At 61.6% G+C, this 21,629-nt stretch carries 16 protein-coding genes; 13 read left to right on the top strand and 3 right to left on the bottom strand.

Annotated features, from left to right (window positions below; translation table 11 throughout):
- Positions 1 to 26: 26 nt before the first annotated feature.
- From ACMKFF_RS02420 to ACMKFF_RS02400, 5 genes are all read left to right on the top strand, one after another.
- The gene (locus ACMKFF_RS02420; protein ID WP_419495928.1) at positions 27 to 1,409 is read left to right on the top strand and encodes an MATE family efflux transporter; all 1,383 of its coding nucleotides are present in this window, start codon (positions 27 to 29) and stop codon (positions 1,407 to 1,409) included.
- A 59-nt stretch (positions 1,410 to 1,468) separates the two neighbouring features.
- Positions 1,469 to 2,428 (top strand): alpha-L-fucosidase, encoded by a 960-nt coding sequence (locus tag ACMKFF_RS02415; protein ID WP_419495927.1) that lies wholly within the window; start codon positions 1,469 to 1,471, stop codon positions 2,426 to 2,428.
- Positions 2,429 to 2,506: 78 nt separating this feature from the next.
- Positions 2,507 to 3,373 carry a hypothetical protein gene (locus ACMKFF_RS02410; protein ID WP_419495926.1) on the top strand — a complete coding sequence of 289 codons (867 nt, stop codon included), beginning with the start codon at positions 2,507 to 2,509 and terminating at the stop codon, positions 3,371 to 3,373.
- A gap of 279 nt (positions 3,374 to 3,652) precedes the next feature.
- Positions 3,653 to 4,429, top strand: a complete 777-nt coding sequence (locus tag ACMKFF_RS02405) for a ZIP family metal transporter (protein WP_419495925.1) — start codon at positions 3,653 to 3,655, stop codon at positions 4,427 to 4,429.
- Between the two features lie 444 nt (positions 4,430 to 4,873).
- Positions 4,874 to 8,989 (top strand): 5'-nucleotidase C-terminal domain-containing protein, encoded by a 4,116-nt coding sequence (locus ACMKFF_RS02400; protein WP_419495924.1) that lies wholly within the window; start codon positions 4,874 to 4,876, stop codon positions 8,987 to 8,989.
- A 97-nt stretch (positions 8,990 to 9,086) separates the two neighbouring features.
- On the opposite strand, the gene ACMKFF_RS02395 is transcribed toward ACMKFF_RS02400, so the two are convergent.
- Positions 9,087 to 10,238 carry an amidohydrolase gene (locus ACMKFF_RS02395; RefSeq protein ID WP_419495923.1) on the bottom strand — a complete coding sequence of 384 codons (1,152 nt, stop codon included), beginning with the start codon at positions 10,236 to 10,238 and terminating at the stop codon, positions 9,087 to 9,089.
- Between the two features lie 302 nt (positions 10,239 to 10,540).
- On the opposite strand from ACMKFF_RS02395, the gene ACMKFF_RS02390 reads away from it, so the two are divergent.
- From ACMKFF_RS02390 to ACMKFF_RS02360, 7 genes are all read left to right on the top strand, one after another.
- Positions 10,541 to 11,335, top strand: coding sequence for an HAD family hydrolase (locus ACMKFF_RS02390; protein WP_419495922.1), 795 nt, complete (start codon positions 10,541 to 10,543; stop codon positions 11,333 to 11,335).
- A gap of 57 nt (positions 11,336 to 11,392) precedes the next feature.
- Entirely contained in the window at positions 11,393 to 12,727 is a 1,335-nt protein-coding gene (locus tag ACMKFF_RS02385; RefSeq protein ID WP_419495921.1) for an extracellular solute-binding protein, read from the top strand.
- Positions 12,728 to 12,837: 110 nt separating this feature from the next.
- Positions 12,838 to 14,130, top strand: a complete 1,293-nt coding sequence (locus ACMKFF_RS02380) for an alkaline phosphatase family protein (RefSeq protein ID WP_419495920.1) — start codon at positions 12,838 to 12,840, stop codon at positions 14,128 to 14,130.
- Between the two features lie 7 nt (positions 14,131 to 14,137).
- Positions 14,138 to 15,196, top strand: coding sequence for an ABC transporter ATP-binding protein (locus ACMKFF_RS02375; protein WP_367927245.1), 1,059 nt, complete (start codon positions 14,138 to 14,140; stop codon positions 15,194 to 15,196).
- Positions 15,193 to 16,113 carry a carbohydrate ABC transporter permease gene (locus ACMKFF_RS02370; RefSeq protein ID WP_349135224.1) on the top strand — a complete coding sequence of 307 codons (921 nt, stop codon included), beginning with the start codon at positions 15,193 to 15,195 and terminating at the stop codon, positions 16,111 to 16,113. The genes ACMKFF_RS02375 and ACMKFF_RS02370 overlap by 4 nt, the downstream gene beginning before the upstream one ends.
- Before the next feature lie 9 nt (positions 16,114 to 16,122).
- Positions 16,123 to 16,941 carry a carbohydrate ABC transporter permease gene (locus ACMKFF_RS02365; RefSeq protein ID WP_367927246.1) on the top strand — a complete coding sequence of 273 codons (819 nt, stop codon included), beginning with the start codon at positions 16,123 to 16,125 and terminating at the stop codon, positions 16,939 to 16,941.
- A gap of 5 nt (positions 16,942 to 16,946) precedes the next feature.
- The gene (locus ACMKFF_RS02360; RefSeq protein ID WP_419495919.1) at positions 16,947 to 18,410 is read left to right on the top strand and encodes a bifunctional metallophosphatase/5'-nucleotidase; all 1,464 of its coding nucleotides are present in this window, start codon (positions 16,947 to 16,949) and stop codon (positions 18,408 to 18,410) included.
- Positions 18,411 to 18,593: 183 nt separating this feature from the next.
- Here ACMKFF_RS02360 and ACMKFF_RS02355 read toward each other — a convergent pair whose 3' ends face one another.
- Positions 18,594 to 19,331, bottom strand: a complete 738-nt coding sequence (locus ACMKFF_RS02355; RefSeq protein ID WP_349135221.1) for a MurR/RpiR family transcriptional regulator — start codon at positions 19,329 to 19,331, stop codon at positions 18,594 to 18,596.
- A gap of 242 nt (positions 19,332 to 19,573) precedes the next feature.
- On the opposite strand from ACMKFF_RS02355, the gene ACMKFF_RS02350 reads away from it, so the two are divergent.
- Entirely contained in the window at positions 19,574 to 20,749 is a 1,176-nt protein-coding gene (locus ACMKFF_RS02350; protein ID WP_419495918.1) for a M20 metallopeptidase family protein, read from the top strand.
- Between the two features lie 89 nt (positions 20,750 to 20,838).
- Here the strand turns inward: ACMKFF_RS02350 and ACMKFF_RS02345 are convergent, their stop codons facing one another.
- A complete protein-coding gene (locus ACMKFF_RS02345; RefSeq protein WP_367927249.1) occupies positions 20,839 to 21,198 on the bottom strand; it encodes a four helix bundle protein in 360 nt (119 codons plus the stop codon).
- Between the last annotated feature and the right edge of the window lie 431 nt (positions 21,199 to 21,629).

The following is a 21,629-nucleotide window of genomic DNA, read 5'->3' as shown; positions in this document are numbered from 1 at the left end:
TTTCTATGGACTCCGGAGGGACTCTTATGGCAAAAACCGCATCCCGGAACCTGACGACCGGCTCCCCCACGCGGCTGGTCATCGGCTTTCTGCTGCCGCTGCTTGGTGGCCTGCTGTTCCAACAACTATATAATATGGTAGACACACTCGTCGTCGGCCGTTTTCTCGGCATGGACGCGCTTGCGGGCGTCGGCTCGACGAGCTCCGTCAATTTTCTGGTGCTCGGCTTCTGCATCGGCATCTGCAACGGTTTCGTCATCCCCGTGGCGCAGAAATTCGGCGAGGGCGACGAAGCGGAGCTGCGCCGCTTTGTGGCAAACAGTATCTGGCTCTCGGCTGCGTTCGCCGTGGTGCTCACCGTGGCCACGGCACTGCTGTGCACGCCCGTGCTGCGCTGGATGAACACGCCGGACAATATTTTCCGGTATGCCTACGACTACATCTTCGTCATTTTCCTCGGCATCCCCGCCATCATCCTTTATAATCTCGTCTCCGGCGTCATCCGCTCGCTCGGAGACTCCCGGACCCCGATCTATTTTCTCGTTCTCTCCTCCCTGCTGAACGTTGCGCTCGACCTGCTGGCCGTCGCCGTGCTCGGCATGGGCGTGGAAGGCCCGGCGTGGGCGACCGTGATCTCGCAGGCCATCTCCGGCCTGCTGTGTCTGGCCATCATGGGAAAGCGCTATCCCGTTCTGCGTTTTCGCCCCGGTGAGCTGCGGCCGAGCCGCACACATATCACGCGGCTGTTTGCCATCGGCGTGCCGATGGGCCTGCAGTATTCCGTCACCGCCATCGGCACCATCGTCGTGCAGACGGCCGTGAATGGCCTCGGCGCGGTCTCCATCGCAGCCGTCACCGCAGCAAACAAGGTCAGCCAGCTCTTCACCTGCCCGTTCGACGCCGCAGGCACGACCATGGCCGTCTACGGCGGGCAGAACTACGGCGCAATGAAGCTCGACCGCATTCACCGCGGCGTGCGCGCCTGCGTGCTGCTGATGTTCGCCTATTCCGCCCTCGGCCTCGGCGTTCTTGCCCTCTTCGGCGGCAAGCTGTCGCTGCTGTTCCTCGACTCTGCGGAGAGCGCCGCCGTCCGGGACCAGATCGGTCTGCTGGCGCAGCAGTTTCTGGTGTGGAACGCCAGCTGCTATTTCCTGCTGACGCTTGTCAACGTGCTCCGATTCCTCATTCAGGGCGTCGGCTTCACGCAGCAGGCCGTGTTTGCAGGGGTGTTTGAGACGATCGCCCGCTGCTTTGTCGGCTTTGCCGTCGTGCGCTGGATCGGCTACACCGCCATCTGCCTTGCAAACCCCGCCGCATGGCTGCTGGCCGACTGCTTCCTCGTCCCCATCTATTTCCACGACATGCACATTCTGCAGCGGCGCTTCGCGCAGCGCCGTGTAGAGGCTTGACGAACGCCTGCTTTGCCCGTATAATCATCCCATAGAAAATCGGAAAGGCGGGCCCGCGAATGGACCATCTCTGTGCGCTTCAGCGCGACTTCATCAACCTCCGGCTCGGCACGTTTATCCACTGGAACAGTGCCGCCGTGCAGTTCCATGCAAATCCCGACATCATCGACTGGGAATTCGATCTGGAAAACGGCGGGGAGCCGCGCCGTTATCCCTTCCCCGAATCTGACTGGGCGCCGCGCGCGCCGGACTGCGATCGCTGGGCGCAGATCGCCAAAAGCGCAGGCTGCCGCTTTGCCGTCCTGACGGCAAAGCACCACGAGGGCTTCGCACTCTGGCCGTCCGAATTTGGGAACCACAGCGTCGCGCAGGCCACGGTCCGGACGGACATCGTCGCGGAATTCCTGCGGGCCTTCCGCGCAGCCGGTCTGCAGGCGGGCCTGTACTTCTCCGTGCTCGACCTGACGGCCGGGATCGGGCGGCGCTCCTTTCCCCCTGCGCAGCGCGAGCTCGTGCTCGGGCAGATCACGGAGCTGCTGACGAACTACGGCGAGATACCTTATCTTATTATAGACGGCTGGAACGCCCCGTGGGGCGGCCCGTCCTACCGCGAGCTGCCGTTCGAGGAAGTCGATGCCCTCGTCAAGCGCCTGCAGCCGAACTGCCTGCTCATGAATATCGGCTGCACGGAGGGCATCTCCGGCACGGACGTCGTCTTCTTCGAAAACGGCGCCGGGCAGGAGCTGACGCCCGGCTTTGCCGGTCCCGGCGCACTGTGCCAGAAGCTGACGCGGACGTGGTTCTACCGCGACGACGAAAAAAAGCCAAAGAGCGCCGACTGGGCGCTTGGCCTCATGGAGCAGTGCTTCGCCAGCCACGCCAATTTCATGCTGAACCTCAGCCCGGACCCCGACGGCCGCATCCCCGCGCCGCTGGCAGAGCGCTTTGCCGAAATCGGCGCGCGCGTCTCGTTTCCGGCCCCGCTCGCGGAGCTGCCCGCAGGCTGGCTGCGGCGCTGAGCCGGGTTCCCGATCGCCCCCCCCTTCGGCATATGCTGTCGAAGGAGGGCGATGTGCTCTCCGGAAAGGAGAAATACTATGGCAACCTTCACGAATCAGGCCACGCTGACCTACAACGGCGGCACCGTCAACTCCAACATCGTCACGGGCGAGCTCGTGCAGGTCCTGACCGCCTCAAAAACGGCAGCCGCAGAGAGCTACCGCACCGGCGACCTTGTGACCTATGTCGTCCAGCTGCGCAGCACCGGTGCGGCGGCGCTGACCGGGCTGACCGTGACCGACACGCTCGGCACGACGAACTTTCCTGCCACGGGCGGCACGGTGCAGCTCACGCCGCTGACCTATCAGCCCGGAACGCTCCGCTATTTCACAAACGGCGTGCTGCAGACGGCCCCGGCCGTCACGGTACTGGCAAACGGCATCCGCATCGAGGGCATCAGCGTTCCCGCAGGCGGCGTAATCACGCTGGTCTATACGACCCGCGTCAATGCCTTTGCCGATCCCTCGGCAGAGGGCACGATCGAGAACACCGTGACCGTCACCGGCGGCGGGCTGACGGATGCCGTCACGGCGACGGAGACGCTCCCGGCGGCGGCAGCGGCAGAGCTTCGCATCGTCAAGGCCCTTGAGCCGGTCCGCGTCAGCGACAGCGGCACGCTCACCTACACGTTCACGATTGAAAACTACGGCGGCGCTGCGGCCGACGCAGCCGCGGGCATTACCGTCACCGACCGCTTCGATCCGATCCTGCGCAATATCGCCGTGACCTACAACAGCGATGCCTGGCTTGCATCCAACTACACCTACGACCCGGCGACCGGTCTGTTCCGGACCGTGCCCGGCGCAATCACGATTCCGGCCGCCTCCGCCGTTCAGGATCCTGCGACCGGCGCATGGACCGCTACCCCCGGCTCTGCCACCCTGCAGATCACCGGTACGATCTGATTTGAGCCAGCCCGCCGCGGATGCGGCGGGCATTTTTTCTAGGGAACCTCTGATTAAATCGGCAAGAGTGGATGGCGAGAGGTTTTTTGGCAAGTCAAGGTATGGAAAACGCAGGAATACTTTGTGTATTTCAAGTTTTTCATACCGATGGATTGACGAAAAAGATCCGGCATCCACCGCAGGCGATTTATTCAGAGGTCCCTAGATTTCCGGCTTGCATCCTGCAGCGATTTATGCTACCATGTGGTTAGTATATACTAACCACAATAGGAGGCGCCTATGACAACATTCTATGGGATCCTCATCCCGTTTCTCGGCACCACGCTCGGCGCGGCCTGCGTGTTCTTCCTTCGCAGAGCGCTCGGCGACCGGCTGCAGCGCGCCCTGACCGGCTTTGCCGCCGGTGTGATGGTCGCGGCCTCCGTCTGGAGCCTGCTCATCCCGGCAATTGATCAGTCTGCCGCGCTCGGCCGTCTTTCGTTCCTGCCCGCCGCCGTCGGCTTCTGGATCGGCGTGGCCTTCCTGCTGCTGCTCGACCGCGTCATCCCCCACCTGCACCGCAACGCCGGTCAGGCCGAGGGCCCGCGCACGCAGCTGCAGCGGACGACCATGATGATCCTCGCCGTGACGCTGCACAACATCCCGGAGGGCATGGCCGTCGGCGTCGTCTACGCCGGATACCTGACCGGAACGGCCCAGATCTCCGCCGCCGGAGCGCTGGCGCTCTCGCTCGGCATCGCCATCCAGAATTTTCCGGAGGGCGCCATCATCTCTCTGCCGCTGCGCGCTGAGGGCCAGAGCCGCATGCGCGCGTTTGCAGGCGGCGTGCTCTCCGGCATCGTCGAGCCGGTCGGCGCGGTGCTGACCGTGCTGGCGGCGCGCTTCGTCGCCCCTGCCCTGCCGTATTTTCTGAGCTTTGCGGCAGGCGCAATGCTCTATGTCGTCGTGGAGGAGCTGATCCCCGAGATGTCCGAGGGCAAGCATTCGAACATCGGCACGATCTTTTTCGCCGTCGGCTTCAGCGTGATGATGATTCTGGACATCGCGCTGGGCTGAATCGTGCCCGCTTCCGCCGCGATTCCATGTAGGATTTCATGCACATGGTCAAAATGCCGAAAAGCGGTTTTCGGGCTGTCCCTAGCAGGACAGCCCGTTTTTTATATTGCATATGCAGCATATTGTCCAGAATTTTCCTGTTTTTTCTGTCAAAATCCCGCCGGACACGCTGTGGCTCCCTTTGCTGCAAAAAATGCAGGAAAACGTTGCGACAGCGGCGCTTTGCGCAGTTTTTGCTGTTTTTCACAAAGAGAAAATCAGCTTCCCGTAACAAGACTTTCTTGTCAGTTCTCCCAATTTTTCCCTCAGGTCTCCCCGCTTCCTTTACAATTTCTTTACAAAGTGTTAGATTATTGCCGACGGAACCTGTGATGAATGGTGGTTTTTTGTCACGATTTCCAAAACGTGCAGCGCAGCTGCAACTACAAACAAAGGAGTCTTGAAATGAAACACATTGCAAAGCGTCTTCTCTCGCTTCTGCTCGTGGTCTGCCTCGTTCTTTCCGTGGCAGTCATCCCGGCAGGCGCGGCAGAGACCAAGCTGACCTCGGTCTACGCGTCCTACGCAGCCGAAGGCCACACGAATGCCCCGGTCGCGGATGACGTCTTCGAGGCGAAGTCCGATTCGATCACCGTCAGCATCCTGACGACCACCGATATGCACGGCCGTGCATACGACTGGGACTCCTACAAGAACAGTGCCCTGAGCAACAACTTCCTGCAGGCGGCGAAGCTCGTCGCAGAGCGCCGCGCCGCCGTGGACGACAGCATTCTTATCGATGTTGGCGACATTCTGCAGGGAAGCGCGCTGAGCAGCTACAACATTCTCCAGGAGGGCGGCGAAAACAGCCCCATGGCGACTGCGCTGCGCTACATTGGCTATGATGCCTTTGTGCTGGGCAACCACGAGTTCAACTATGCGCCGCAGATTCAGTGGAACTACTACAATCTGCTGACCTCCACGGACAAGGCCGTCGCCGGTCAGCCCGTCGACGTCATCTGCTCGAACGTCGTGGAGACGGAGACGAACGAATCCGTGTTCTCCCCGTACAAGACCTTCACCTACAAGTTCGAGGACGGCACGACCTTCACCATCGGTCTGCTGGGCTTCGAGAACATGAACAACGCGAACTGGGACGTCGCCAGCCACTATGAGGGCTGCACGTTCGGCCATCCCGACAACACCGAAAAGTCCTATGTCTATGAGTGGGAAAACTACTACGGCAAGGAAATGCAGGAGAAGTGCGACTACATCATCGTCGCCATGCACAGCGGCGAGGGCAATCCTGACATCTACAATCAGGAGAACCAAGGCGGCTACTTTGCAACGCATACCACCGGCGTTGACATGCTGCTGACCGGCCACAACCATCAGAGAAACGCCGTTACCCTGCAGAACAAGAACGGCGAGAACGTCCTCGTTATGAACGGCGGCGGCTCCACCCTCGGTGAGACCGTCCTCACCCTCACGAAGGGCGCCGACGGCAAGGTCACCGTTACCGCAGCCGAGTCCACCATGCATCCTCTGAACTCTGCCCTCGGCAAGGACGAGAACGGCATGGACATCCGCGTCCCCAGCCCGGATTTCAAGTCCGGCGACCCCAACTACGACGGTCTGAAGGACCTCATCACTCCGCTCTTCGAGCGCTCCGATGCCTTCGTCAACAAGAAGATCGGCACGGTCTCCGGCACCTGGGACACCATCTCCAACTACTACCTCACGCAGAGCGATTCCTATGATCTCGTCCACAAGGCACAGATCTGGGCCGCCTGCACCGACAACAACATCGACCCGACGAAGGAGCACGTCATCTCCATGACGACGCCGGTCGCAAAGCGCGGCTGGAGCGTCAGCTCCCTGCTGGCCGACGGCGCAACCTCCGGCGACATCAGCCTGCGCGACTGCTACTCCCTGTATCAGTACGACAACAACACGCTCTACATGATCAAGATGACCGGCGCCCAGCTCAAGAGCTGGATGCAGCACACGGCACAGAACTACCGTGTCAAAGACAACGGTCAGCTTGGCGGCGGCGGTTTCGGCTGCGACACGTTCTACGGCGTGAACTACGACGTCTATGTCGGCAATCCCGACAACCAGCGCGTGCAGAACATCACCTACGCGGACGGCACGGCCGTGAAGGATGACGACACGATCTACGCCTGCCTCAGCTCCTACCGTCTGAGCGCGACGAAGGACTCCGACGCCTACGGCTGGTTTGCCTCCACCGGCATCACCTCCAGCAGCGACGAGGTTCTGTGGGATGCCACCATCTCCGAGCGCTTCAACAACGTCGGCGGCTCCGTGCCCCTCATCATTGGCGAATACATCAAGGAAATGACCGCTGAGGGCAAGGAGATCACCCCGGGCCGTGAAACGAAGTGGACCGTCCACGCAGAAGCAAATCCCGTGAAGACCATCGAGGTCTTTGAGACCACCGACGTGCACGGCTACCTTGTCGACACATCCTCCGGCAACGAGTCCACGTTCCAGTACCGCATGGCCTACATCGCCAATGTCGTGAACGAGGCCCGTGCCAATGCCGAAAACGACGCCGTTCTCCTGCTTGACGGCGGCGACATCTATCAGGGCACTCCCGTTTCGAACCTGACCTACGGCAACGCTCTGCGCGCCGCCTTCGACGCCATGGGCTATGACGCAGTCTCGCTCGGCAACCACGAGTTCGACTGGGACGTCAAGGCCTATGCCGCCGATGAGGACGGCACCATGCCCGCCTATGAGATCGGTGAGTTCAAGGGCGACAGCAATATCCCCGTTCTGGCCTATAATCTCTATGATGCAGGTACGACGAACCGCGCCTCCTTTGTCAAGGACTATGTCATCGTTGACAAGGCCGGTGTGAAGGTCGCGCTTGTCGGCTACATCCCTGACTACTCCATGGACATCATGACCGCCAAGATCTCCCCGTATGACATCGACCCGAGCATTGAGAAGCTCAATGCGAAGATCGAGTCCATCGTTGCAGCCGAGAACCCTGACGTCGTCGTCGTTGTGGCGCACGCCAGCCCGCGCGGCCTTGCAAACAGCGTCAACTCCGAGCTTGTCGACCTCGTCGTCGGCGGCCACTCCCACAGCGTTTCCTACGGCGTCGCCGACAACGGTGTAGCCTATATTCAGGGCAACTGCCAGGCGAAGGGCTATGCCAACGCCAAGATCCAGTTCAACACCGAGACGAAGGAAGTCACGGTCGTGAACCCGAGCTATGTGAACACTACCGGCCGCGACAACACCCAGAACCTCTATGACACCGAGGGCAACACGAAGCTTGACCCGACCGTTCTCGCCATCAGCCACGCCTCCTGGGATGCGGTGAAGGGCGACATGTCCGAGGTCCTCGGCGTTGCCGACCAGAGCATCACCCGCCGTGCACCCATCGGCAACAGCAGCAGCACCATCGCGGGCAACTGGCTGACCGGCCTGATGCTCGAGGCTACGAAGGAGCTCAACACCGTCGTCGCCTTCACGAACAGCGGCGGCATCCGCTGCGACCTTCTGGCCAACGAGGGCGAGACGACCCGCACCGTCACCGTCGGCGATATCTACGCCATCACCCCGTTCGGCAACCGCCTCTACACCTATGACCTCACCGGCGCGGAGCTTGCCGCTACCGTGGAGAATTCCTTCAAGAACAGCAATTACGGCGATCAGTTCTCCGGCATGGTCGTAAAGTACACGGCAGAGCCGGACGGCAAGGATGAAAACGGCCGACCGGTCCGCGGTGCCCGCACCGTCGTGTCCATCGTGCTCGATGACGGCACCGTCGTCGACATCAAGGACAATACGAAGACCTACCGCGTTGCCGTCAACGAGTACTGCGCCACCCTGCCCGGCTCCGTCTTTGAGAACAAGACTCCCGTGCAGAACGTGAACGAGGCTCCCATTGACAACATCAGCGCCATCGAAGCTCTGCGCGCCATCGGCAAGGCCAACAACGGCAAGCTGCCGCTGGACCTGACCGAGCGCTGCGTGAAGGTCGAGCTTGTGGAAGAGGATCCCTGCGAGCAGTACACCGACCTCGATGCAAACGCCTGGTACGCCGAGAGCGTCCACTTCGCTCTTGTCAACGGCCTGTTCGTCGGCTTCGGCGATGGCACGTTCCGTCCGGAAGCTGCGCTGAGCCGCGCCATGGTCGCCACCGTCCTGTACCGTCAGGCGGGCAGCCCTGCCGTCACCGGCACGAGCACCTTCCCCGACCTCAAGGATGACTGGTATGCTGACGCCGTCGCATGGGCACAGGAGGCCAAGGTTGTCATCGGCGATGACAAGGGCCTGTTCCGTCCGGATGACGACGTCACCCGCGAGGAAATGGTCACGATGCTCTATCGCTTCGCCGCCTCCCAGAACATGGACACGACGACGACCGGCGACCTGAGCAGCTTCACCGATGCCTCCAGCGTGCAGAGCTATGCCACTGAGCCCATGACCTGGGCTGTCGGCAACGGCATCATCCTCGGCATGGGCAACAACGAGCTCGCCCCGCGTGAGAGAGCGCGACGCGCGCCCAGTTTGCCGCCATCACGGCCCGTCTGGCTGCGCTGAAGTAAGCGCAGGGATACGGCCCTGAACGCATAAAAATGATCCAGCCAGGGTTGGGAGTGATCCCACCTTGGCTGGATTTTTTACGATTTATATTCTCTTACTCCGCGCGGTACACGACCTCGCCGTTCACAAACGTCATCCACGCCTCGCCGCCGATCGTCGTAAGCGGGTCCGCCGTCCAGAGGACGAGGTCCGCATCCTTGCCCGGCTCAAGACTGCCGACACGCGCGTCGATGCCGAGGCTGCGGGCCGGGTTGATGGTGATGGCGTGCCACGCCTCCTCCATCGGCAGACCGGCCGAAGCCGCCAGTCCGGCCGCCAGCGGCAGATACTGCAGCGGAATGACCGGCGCATCCGTGATGATGCTGACCGTCAGGCCCGCGCGGTACAGCGTACCCGCCGTTGTGAAGCTCTTGTTGCGCAGCTCGACCTTCGTCTTGCCGCCGAGCGACGGTCCGACGAAGACCGGGACCTGCTCCTTTGCCAGCTCGTCGGCGATCAGCTCGCCGTCCGTACAGTGGTCCAGCGTGAGCTTCAGGCCAAACTCGCGCGCGATGCGCACGGCCGTCAGGATATCATCCGCGCGGTGGGCGTGGCACTTGAGCGGGATCTCGCCGTTGACTACGGGCAGCATGGCCTCGAGCTTCATGTCGAAAGCCGGATTCTTGCCCGCCGCCTTGTCGTCGCGGTAGCGGAGCGTGCGCAGCAGCAGCTCGCGCAGCAGGGCGGCGACCGCCATGCGCGTCATGGGGCTCTGGCGCTTGTCGTGGCCGTAGCAGCCCTTGGGATTCTCGCCGAAGGCGCACTTCATCGCGGCGGGCGCGCGCAGAATCATCCGGTCGACGCGCTTTCCGGCCAGCTTTACGATGGCGAACGTGCCGCCGACGACGTTTGCGCTGCCGGGTCCGGTGCAGGCCGTCGTCACGCCGCCGCGCAGGGCCAGCCCGAAGGCCTCGTCCTGCGGATTGATGGAGTCGATGGCGCGCAGCTGCGGCGTCAGCGGCTCGACGATCTCATTATAATCCATGCCCTCCCAGCGCATGCCCTCGTTGTCGAGGCCGATATGGCAGTGCGCCTCCACGCAGCCGGGCGTGAGCAGGCGGCCCTGCGCATCGAGAGTCTCAACGCCCTCCGGCGCGTCGACCGTCTGGCCGACGGCGGCGATTTTCCCGTTTTCGAGGAGCAGGCAGCCGTTTTTCAGGTCCGGCCCGGCCATGGTCTTGATATTTGCGTTGCGGATCAGCAGCATCGTTGTTCTCCTTTCGTGCGCGGTGCGCACCTGTTTTCTATTTCCAGTATAACGGCACGGCGTGCTTCTGACAAGTGCTTTTCTTTTTCATTCCAGCCGGCTTCGTGTTAAATCCGCATAAATTTCATGTAAAATCGTCTTTTTTTCATGTTTTTCCGAGCTTTTCTGACGAAAAGACATATTTTCACGCAAACGAAAAAATTTTTCGGCCAAACCTGTGATATAATCAAGTTACGGCAGCAGGGGCGCGGTCCGGATCATCCGCACGAGCCTGCCAACCGCCGCACAAAGGGAGGCCCGCCATGCAAAACCGGATCGTCATCTTCGATCTCGACGGAACCATTTATCAGAACAGCGTCTTTCACCGCGGCTATCTGCGGACGCTTGTTGCCGGGACGTGGGCCGAGCCGCTGGAGGCGGACCTTGTCCGGCTGGCAGAGGCGATCTTCGCCGGGCGTGAGCTGGACATGAACCGTTTTTACCGCCGTGGGCGTGCAGAGGCCGCCACCGTGCCGGAGCTCGTGCAGGCCCTGCAGAAGCGGGTGCTGCCCGGTATGACCTATGCCGAGGCGCTGAAGGCCGACGATGTGGTCTATCTCGGCGACGCGTGGGCCGTTCTGGCCTACCTTGGCGATGCGCTCGGCTGTCTGGACGGCGACCGTGCCAATGAGGTCTATCGCCTGACCCGCCTGCAGATGGAGCAGGCCGGGATGCACGGTGACCGCGGGCTTTATGAGGCCATCATGCGGCTGGAGCAGCGCTGCCGTGTCGTTCTGCTGAGCAATTCCTACGAAGAGACCGTGCGGGAGTTCCTGCGGCAGCTCGGCTTTGCCGGAGCGTTCCGCGAGATCTGCAGCAGTGCGAACAAGCCCTACGGCATGATCGCGAGCCTGCAGGCTCTTGACCCTGCGCTGCTGGCGCGGCCGGAGGCCCTGATCAGCATCGGAGACCACGCCTTCAATGATCTGATGCCCATTTCTGCCATCGGCGGGCAGACGCTCTGGATTGACCCCTATCCGGGCATCCACGAGCCGGAATATACCTGGTGCGTCCACACGCTTGCGGAGCTTGCCGCATTCCTGGACACCATTTCCTGAGCAGTGAGCGTCATCCGACGTTCCGATAAAAACACGAGACAATGGAGGAGAAAACACATGAAAGCACGCATTCTTGCCCTTCTGCTTGCTCTGGTCATGGTCGCGAGCCTGTTCGCGGCATGCAGCGCAGGGAAGACAGGCACTCCGGACGCAAGCACCGGAACCTCGCAGACCCCCGATGACAGCAAGACCACCGAAGACACGAAGCCCGCAAAGACCGAGAAGACGAAGATCGTCTACTGGCACTCCTACACCGACCAGCACGAAGAGAAGTTCCTCGAGCTCGCAGCCGCCTTCAATGCCTCGCAGGATGAGTACGAGCTCGTCGCCGAGCAGCAGCCGTACAGCGAGATCGACAGCAAGACCATGCAGGCCGTCCGCAACGGCACTGGCCCGGACCTTGTGAACATGTATCCGTCCGACGCCGTCAACTATCTGAACGAGGGCCGCCTTGTCGACCTGTCCGTTTACATCAACGACCCGGAGATCGGCATCCCGAACTTCAAGGACAACGTTCCTGCCGGTCAGTACAGCGAGATCACCCAGTGGGGCGACGGCATCTACGTCTTCCCGTGCACCACGGCGGGCGAGGTCCTGTTCTACAACAAGACCATGTTCGACAAATATGGCCTCGAGGCCCCGAAGACCTGGACAGAGCTCGCAGAATGCAGTAAAATCATTCACGAGAAGGAAGGCATCCCCGGCTTCGGCACCGACTCCCTCGTGGACACCTATCAGTGCCTCATCATGCAGGCCGGCAGCGGCTACATCGACGAGGACGGCAACTATGCCATCGACGAGACCATCGCCAAGGAAAAGCTCAACTGGTTCGCAGACCTTGTGAAGTCCGGCGACTTCCGCCTTGTCGGCGAAGACGTCTTCTTCTCCGGCCCGTTCGGCAGCCAGGCCGTCGCCTCCTACATCGGCTCGAGCGCCGGTGTCAGCTATGTTGAGCTGGCCGTAAACGACGCCTTCGAGATCGGCTGCGTGCCCATCCCGCAGGAAGGCCCCGTCCGCTACATCTCCTCCTGGGGCAACAACTTTGCCTGCCTCAGCACCGATGAGGATCATGCCCGCGGCGCTTACCTGTTCCTGAAGTTCCTCACGTCCACCGAGAACATCGTGCAGTGGGCCGAGGCCTTCGGCACCGTCCCCATCTATAAGGAAGCCCGCGAGAGCGCCGAGTTCCAGCAGTTCGCCGAGACGAACATCGCCGTCAAGGCCCTGACCGAGGAAGCCGACGACATCGGCATGCTCGCCAGCGTCCCCGGCGCAGCGGCCATGCGCACGGAGATCGACAAGATGGTCCAGAGCGTTGCCCTCAATGTCAGCGACGCCGACACCGCCTATGCGGCCTTTGAGACCGCCTGCCGCGAAGCCCTCGCAAAGTAATACCCGCCCATTTCAACAGGCGGACGTCCCGGCGGACGTCCGCCTGTACGCAGACCAGCGCATTCCGGCCGGGCCCACACCCGCCGCCGTTCCAACAGGAAGGAGAACCTATGTCGAAAGTCCTTGTATTCTGTATCGATGCCCTCTGTGCCTCCGACGTCGCGCGCATGCGCCGCATGCCGCACTTCGCGCAGATCCTGGAGCGCGGTGCGCTCGTCGAAAAGATCGAGCCGGTGCTCCCGGCCCTGACCTACACCTGCCATACCTCGATCCTGACCGGCACCTATGCCGGGCGGCATGGGATCGTGCACAATGAAAAAATGACCCGCGGCGGCCATCTTGACGCGCCGTGGTACTGCATGAAATCGGACGTCCGCGGCAAAACGCTGCTGGACATCGCCCGCGAAAACGGCCTGACGACCTGCTCTCTGAGCTGGCCCGTCTCCGGCGGCGCGGACTATACCATGAATATGCCGATGATCGTTCCATACAGCTATCAGGGCTACCAGCCCCAGCAATGGCTGGAGCACACGGCCACTGCAAACCTGATGGATCGTTACTTCTATAAACACGGCCGCTACCTGATGGGTCCGACGCGCAGCCTTGACCTGTTCACCATGGCGCTGGCGCTGGACATCCTGGAGGACGGCCCGCAGCCGGACATCATGCTCGTCAAGCTGTGCGACCTCGACTCCGCCCGGCACACCTACGGCGTGGAAAGCGGGGAGGCCGAGACGCAGCTGCGCATGCACGATGAGCAGCTCGGCGCTATTCTGGAATGCCTGCGCCGCAAGGGAACGCTGGACGAGACGAACATCATCGTCCTCGGCGACCACGGCCAGACCGATATCCGCGATGCCTTCCTGATGAACGTCTACTTCCGCCGTCTCGGCCTTCTGACCGTCGATGCGGACGGAAAGATCGCCTCGTTCGACGCCGTCTGCCACTCCACCGGTCTCGCCGCCCTCATTGAGGTACGCGACCCGGACGATGCCGCGCTGATGGCCCGCGTGCGCGACGTGCTTGAGGCTCTGCGCCATGACCCGGACGTACAGCTCAGCATGGTGCTCGATGCCGCCGAGGCGCAGGCGCGCTACGGCCTGTCCGGCCCGTTCGACTTTGTCGTGGAGAGCAGCCTTCCCATTGCGTTCGGCGAATACCCGGCCGGCGACACGCTCTGGCGCAGCTGTCAGCCGGGCGACAAGAAGACCGGCGTGGCGACTCACGGCGGCAGCCCGGCCCGCGAGGAGGTCACAACGTTCTTCGCCGCCGGACCGGATGTGCGGCCCGGCACGGTGCACGGCAGCCGCTCCATGGTCGACGAAGCACCCACCATGGCCGCCATGCTCGGGCTGACGATGCCCGATGTCGACGGCACACCCATTTTCGAAATACTGAGGTGATACGGACATGCAGATCAAACTCGAACATCTGACCAAGCGTTTCGGCGACACCGTTGCCGTAAACGACCTTTCCATCACACTGGAAAGCGGCAAGCTCATCGCCCTGCTCGGTCCGAGCGGCTGCGGCAAGACCACAACGCTGAACATGATCTCCGGCATTCTCCCCGTGAGCGGCGGCAGCATTTTCTTTGACGACCGCGACGTGACGAGCCTGCCGCCGGAGAAGCGCGGCATCGGCCTTGTCTTCCAGAACTACGCGCTCTATCCCCACATGACGGTCCTGCAGAACATCTGCTTCCCGATGGAAATTCAGCGCATCCCCAAGAAGGAGCGCATCCGCCGCGCCGAGGAGCTGGCGGAGATGGTGCACATCACCCCGTATCTCAAGCGCAAGCCCGCGGAGCTCTCCGGCGGCCAGCAGCAGCGCGTCGCCATTGCGCGCGCCCTGTCCAAACGGCCGGACGTGCTGCTGCTCGACGAGCCGCTGTCCAACCTCGACGCCAAGCTCCGCGTGGAGATGCGCGAGGAGATCCGCCGCATCCAGCGTGAGGCCGGCATCACGACCGTCTTTGTCACGCACGATCAGGAGGAGGCCAGCAGCATCGCCGACCGCGTCGTCCTGCTGCGTGACGGCGTGCTCCAGCAGGAGGACACCGCCCGCGGTCTCTATGAAAACCCGGTCAACCTCTTTGCCGCAGACTTCCTCGGCACGCCTCCCATCAACCAGCTGCACGGCGTTGTGCAGAACGGCCGTCTTGTGCTGGACGGCGGCATCCCCGCTGCGCTGGCGCTGCCGGACGGTCTTGCAGAGGGGCAGGAGATCGTTCTGGCCGTCCGCGCCGAGAGCATCCTGCCGCAGGGTGATACGCCCGCCTTCCGCACGACCGTGCTGGAGCGCTACTCCCTCGGCAAGGACGAGCTCGTCCGCCTGCAGGCCGGCCCCGCCGAGCTTCGCGGTCTTGTCCCGGCCGAGCTGGAAATTCTGCCCGGCGCAGAGCTGGCCGTCGGCCTGAAAAAGCGCGGCGTGTTCCTGTTTGACGCCAAGACGGGGGTGCGGTACTTATGAGCCGCCGCAAGCTGCGCACGCGCGCAGACGGCGAGCGCGTGACCTTCCGCACCTTTGCAGAGCCGGGGCTGTTCCTGCTCCCGTTTCTCATCGGTCTTCTGGTCTTCACCGTCTATCCGTTCATCAATGTCATTCTGCTGTCGTTCCGGCAGGACTACAGCCTGATGACCGGCGAATTCTCCGGCATCGGCCTTGGAAACTACGCCGAAATTTTCCATGACGCGAATTTCCTCAACGGTCTGCGCAACACGGCGCTGTACGTTCTGTTCGTCGTGCCGATCGTCACGGTGCTGTCCCTGTTCCTTGCTTCGCTGCTCAACTCGTGCACGAAGCTGCAGGGTCTGTTCCAGACGTGCTACTTTCTGCCGATGGTCACGTCCGTCACGGCGGTCGGCCTCGTGTGGAAATGGATGTTCAACTACGATTACGGCCTGATCAACTATGCGCTGTCGCTGTTCGGCGTTTCCCCCGTGAACTGGCTGAACGACCCGCACTACAATCTTGCCGCCCTCATCATCTACGGCATCTGGAGCATGCTGCCGTTCACGATCATTCTGCTGCTCTCCGGCTTCCAGAACATCAACCCGCAGTATTACACGGCCGCGCGCATCGACGGCGCGTCCTCCGGGCGCATCTTCCGCCGCATCACCGTGCCGCTGCTGGCCCCGACGCTGGGCCTGACGATGATCGTGAACGTCATTTCGGCCTCAAAGGTCTTCTCGGAGCTGTTCCCGCTGTTCAATGGCAATCCCGGCTCGGCCTACTCGCTGTATACCGTCGTATATTACCTGTTCGACATGTTCTACAAGCAGTGGCAGCTCGGCCCGGCTGCGGCCAGCGCCGTCGTGCTGTTCGTCATCGTTCTGATCTTCACCATGCTGCAGCTCTTCATCCAGCGCAAGTGGAAGAATTATTGAGGTACCGCCATGAAAACTGCAAAAAAATCCTTTGCCTATCTCGTTCTGATCCTCGGCGCGCTCATCATGGTGCTGCCGTTCTTCTGGATGATCATCTCCTCGCTGAAAACGGCCGCCGAGGTCAACACAACTCCCCCGACGTTCTGGCCGAAGGAGCTCGTGTTTGAAAACTATGTCTATGCGTTTGAGAAGGCCCCGTTCCTGCGTTATTTCTGCAACTCCCTGCTCGTGACCATCGTCTGCGTCGCCTGCACCATGTTCACGACCATCCTCGCGGCCTTCGCCTTCTCCCGGCTGAAGTTCCCGGGGCGTGACCTGCTGTTCTCCCTGCTGCTTTCGCTGATGATGATCCCGTTCGAGATGCTCATCATCACGAACTACACGACCATCGTGAAGCTCGGGCTGAACGACACGCTCATTGCCCTGATCCTGCCGTTTACCTCCAGCATCTTCTACACCTACATCCTACGGAATTTCTTCCTGGCCATTCCGGACAGCCTGTATTATTCCGCCCGCGTCGACGGCGCGAGCAACTGGCGCTACCTCTGGCGCGTCATGGTGCCCATGTCCCGCCCGGCCCTCGTGACGATCGGTCTGCTTGACGCCATTGCATGCTGGAATTCCTTCCTGTGGACCGTCATCGCCACAAATACCAAGGAGGTCCGCACGCTGCCGTTCGGCCTTTACGCCTTCATGACCTCCAGCGGCATCCGCTATGAGCGCCTGATGGCCGCCTCGACCATCGTCGTGGTGCCGATGATCCTGCTGTTCATCTTCTGCCGCAAGAGCATCGTCACCGGCGTGTCGCGCGGCGGCCTGAAGGGGTAAGCGCCATGAGAGAGATCGTCCTCGACCTGCTCTGCCATGCCGATTTCTCCGGCCGCATCCGCCCCTCCCGTGAGGATATCGGCTTTCCGGCCTTTTCCGCCGAGATCGCAAGGCTGCGCGCGCAGAATCCGGCAGGAACGCTTCTGCTGGATGCGGGCGATGCCTTCAGCACGAACTATTGGCCCGGCCTGCCGCTCGTCGGCGCCATGATCCGCAGCAAAACGGACGTCATGACGCTCGGCAACCACGAATTTGACCGCGGCCCAGCCTTTCTGGACGGCTGCATCAGCGCCTGCCCCTTTCCGGTCCTCTGCGCCAATGTGCGCCGGAAAGCGGATGGTGCGCCCGTCCCCGGCACGAAGCCGTGGGTCCTGCTCGAGCGCTGCGGCATTCGCATCGGCGTGCTCGGCCTCACGACGGAATACACGCCCTACATGGTGGAGAAAAGCGCGTTTGCCCCGTTTGTAATGACCTCCGCCGCCGAAGCAGCCGCGCGCCATATCCCGGCAATGCGCGCCGCGGGCGCGGACGTCGTCGTCGTGCTGACGCACATGCCGTTTTATCAGGCGGCAGACGGCACGCTCACGGGTGAGCTGCCGGAGCTGATCGATGCCTCGCCCGCTGCGGACGTCTGGATCGGCGGGCACATCCCCGGCGACTGCGCGCAGGTCCGCAGCGGAGCCTGCGTCGTCAAGGCCGGGTTCGGCGGGGCAAGCATCGCGCATGTCCGCCTGACACTGGACGCCGCATCGCACCGCATTCTGGACCGCAGCTGCGCCGTCGTGCAGACGGACCCGAACGGGCAGGCCGATCCGGAGATCACCCGGTATATCCGCTCCGTCACCGACCCGTTCGAGCCGTATTTCCGGGAGCCCCTCGGATCCCTGAACGAGCGCTGGCGCATGACGCTGGCGCACGAGTCGAAGCTCGGCGACTTTCTGGCGGACTGCCTGCGCTATGGCGGGCAGACGGAGCTGTCCTACATGAACACGACCAGCGCCTGCGGCGAGCTGCTTCCGGGTGAGATCACGCGCGAGGAGCTGCTCTACTGCGCCGCATTCGACGACGAAATGTTCACTGGGATCATCACGGGCGCGCAGCTCCATGCCCTGCTCGAGGCCGTCTATGAGCCGGAGCGCTTCGGCAATAATGCTGCCATCGCCTTCTCCGGCTTCCACGCCGCAGTGGACCATACCCGCCCCGGCGGGCAGAAGGTTCTCTCTGTCACGCGGCCGGACGGTACGCCCATTGCGCCGGACGAGCGCCTCAGCGTCACGGTCAGCGCCTATATGGCCTCCGGCGGCAATGACACCGGAGCCATTGCCGGGCAGATCGACTGGAAACCGACCGGCCGCCACTATCACGAAGCCGTCAGCGCCTATGCAAAGTCCCTCGGCGTGCTCACGGTCGCAGACTACCCGCGCCTGCACGAGACCGGCGAACCGGAAAACAACCACGCGCCCTATTGAGCGCACGGAAAAGGCCATAGATTTGTCATTGCGAGGAGCGAAGCGACGTGGCAATCTCGCAGCAGAGGACCTTCTGTTCCCGGAATGCTCCGGCGAATTCGCAGCGCAGTCCCCGCACACCGGAATGACGTAAAGAGCCGCTGCGGCGCACCGCAGCGGCTCAAATAAACATATTGCATTTTCCTATCGGAAAAGCCGCCCCATCAGCTCCTCAAACGCGAGGATGACCTTGCCGAAAAACTGGTTCGGCACGGCGCTGATGAGCGTCTGGTTGGAGGCGTCGACGAGGAACGTCAGGTCCGACATTCGCGCCAGCTTGGAATCCGAGCGGCGCGTGAAGCAGATGGCGGAAAAGCCCTTGCTCTCCGCCTCGCGCACGTCGTTGATGATGGCCTCCGTTTCGCCGCTCTGCGAGATGGCGATGATGAGTGAGGACTCCACATTGCTCGTGATCTGGCGGTTCGCCTCCTCGCGGAAGAGCATGTAGTCATAGAAGTGGACGTGGTTGAACACCATGAAGCCGCAGATGGCGAGCCGCTTGACGATGTAATTGGCGACCTCTTCTGCAAAGCCCTCGCCGACGACGAAGATCTTGCGTTCCTTGTACTGCATCAGCATTTTGCAGAACTGCTCGGCCTGCTCTGGCGTATAGCCGTCGATAAGGCCGCACAGCGGGTCCGGATCGCTGGAGCGGTGGCCCTCGCCGCTGGACTGTGCCAGATTGTAATAAAGCTCGCTGTAGCCCGCAAAGCCCAGCCGCTTGCACAGCTTCATGATAAACGCCGTTGAAACGTAGTTCTCACTTGCGATCTGCTGAATGCCGACCTTATTCCCACCGAGCTCGATATGCCGGACGATGCTGGTGATCACCCGGCGCTCATCATCCGAGAGCAGGTTCGTCAGAATATAGTAGTTGCTCATCTCAAGCGCCGCCTTCCTGAAAATATCTTAGGCGACACCGCACCATTCTCCTTCGGCCTTCGCCGGAAATTTTCCGCCGATCCATCGGTTCGAAAAGTTTGAGGTACGCAAAGTACATCTGCACTTTTCAAACCTTGTCTCGACAAAAAATCTCTCGCCGAATGCTCTTGTTGAATTGTGCGGTGCTGCCCAAACTCCGCCCATGCGCCCGGCGCAGCCGGTGTGCGGAAAGGAACTTCAAAATGATCTTAACGATTACGCCGCCCGAGGAGACGGCGCTGCAGGCGCACCTGCAAAAGCTCCGCACGCAGCTCCACGAAGACCCGGAGCTTTCGTGGCAGGAGCACCGGACCACCCGGCTCGTCCGCCGGGAGCTGGAGGCTCTCTGCCTCGAGCCGGTCCCGCTCGGTCTGCCGACCGGCACTGCCGCGCTCCTGCGCGGCGCCCTGCCCGGCCCCACCGTCGGCCTGCGCGCCGATCTGGACGCCCTGCCGATCACGGAGCGCACCGGAGCGGAATTTTCCTCCCGCGTTCCCGGCGTCATGCACGCCTGCGGACATGATATCCATATGGCCGCCCTGCTCGGCGCAGCCCGCCTGCTTGCAGCGCGGCGGGAGCAGCTGGCCGGGAACGTCCTGTTCCTGTTCCAGCCCGCCGAGGAGGCCGCAACGGGCGCCATGCAGGTGCTGGAGCAGGGCCTGTTTCGCCGCGTTCCGATGGCGGGCATGCTGGCGCTGCACGTCTGGCCCGGTCTGGCACAGGGGCAGCTCGGCATCCGGTCCGGCGCGATCCTCTCCGCCGTGGACAGCTTTGAGATCACCGTCACGGGGCGCGGCGGCCACGGCTCCGCACCGGAGCGGGCCTGCAACCCCATCCCCGCGGGCGCTGCGCTGGCTTCGGCCCTCACAACGCTCCGCGCCAACGACCTGCCACAGGCAGAGCCAGCCGTCACGGCCGTGACGTGCATTCAGGCCGGGACCTGCAACAATGTCATTCCGGACCGCTGTATCCTGCTCGGGACGATCCGCACGTTCTCCGCACGGACGCGGGCACAGGCAAAGGCGCGGCTGGAGGCCCTCACGGCCGGTATCGCGGCCGCGTGGGGCTGCACCGCCGCAGTCGGCAGGACAGACGGAACGCCCGCCCTGTGCAACGATGCCGGGCTTGCAGCGGCAATGGAGCGCGCCGCCGTCTCCGTGTTCGGCAAAAACGGCTGCGTGCAGATCGAGCCGCAGATGATCTCCGAGGACTTCGCCTGCTACGGAAGCGAGGTCCCGATCTGCTGCGCCCTACTCGGCGTCGGCAGCCCGGTGGGCCTGCACAGTGCCGCGTTCTGTCCGGACTCTTCCGTTCTGCTCCCCGCCGCCCGCTTTCTTGCGGAAAGCGCATGGAGCGTGCTGGAGGACGCCCGTGCTTAAGCATGCGCTCTTTTCTATTATAGCGAAGTACGACCGTTTTCGCAATTCCTATTCACGAATCAAACCAGAAAGAAAAATCCTGCCGGTCATCACTGGCAGGATTTCTGTTTTGCTGTATTGATAGAGGTGATCAGAATACGCTTGATCTCCAGGCAGTCCTTCAGCAGAGAAGCAGCCATGCTTTTCTCCAGATAGTCAGACTTTTCCAGCAGATGCAGCCAGTACTCCGTTTCAGCCGTTTCCTTCAGCGCAATATGCAGCTTGGCAATAAAATCCGCTCTGCTGTTTCCGTACTGCGCCTCATTGATATTCGCGCCGATCGAGGTACCGCTGCGGAGGATCTGCTTTGCCAGAACTGTCTCGTGTTTCGTTTCGACAAGATACCGCTGCAGCCTGACGATCCGCGCACCAAACTCTATGGACTTTTCGATCAGAACGTTCTCCTTCATAGTATCACCAAGTGCAGTATAGCAAAAGTCCTCCGGTTTTGCAATTGCATTATTCCTTCAATCTTCTATAAACTCGTGAATCGCCACGTCCGTGGTACCGCAGTTACAGTCACTTAGAGGGATGGAGTATCCTGAATGGCTTTCAATTTAGCAGTATATTATTCATTATTCATTCTTAAATTTTCAATATTCATTTAGAAAATCCTGTCGCTGGAATGAATAGTGAATACTGAAGACTTAAAAATGAAGAATACAAAGCGAAAATACAGAATTGTCATCTGACCATTTCTTCTCTTAGAATACTGATAATCGCAAAATCTTCAATCAGCAACCAGCAAAATTCCGGACTTCTAATCTCACTACTACGTCTGCAATGCCGCCCCAACAATCGGCTGCCGGTATTCTGAAAATCTTTCAGTTTGGCAATTTAT

Source organism: Faecousia sp., from assembly GCF_048519415.1.
Classification (GTDB): Bacteria; Bacillota; Clostridia; order Oscillospirales; family Oscillospiraceae; genus JAZOXB01.
Note: the sequence above shows the minus strand (reverse complement) of the source record. Positions and strands in the feature narration are given on the sequence as shown.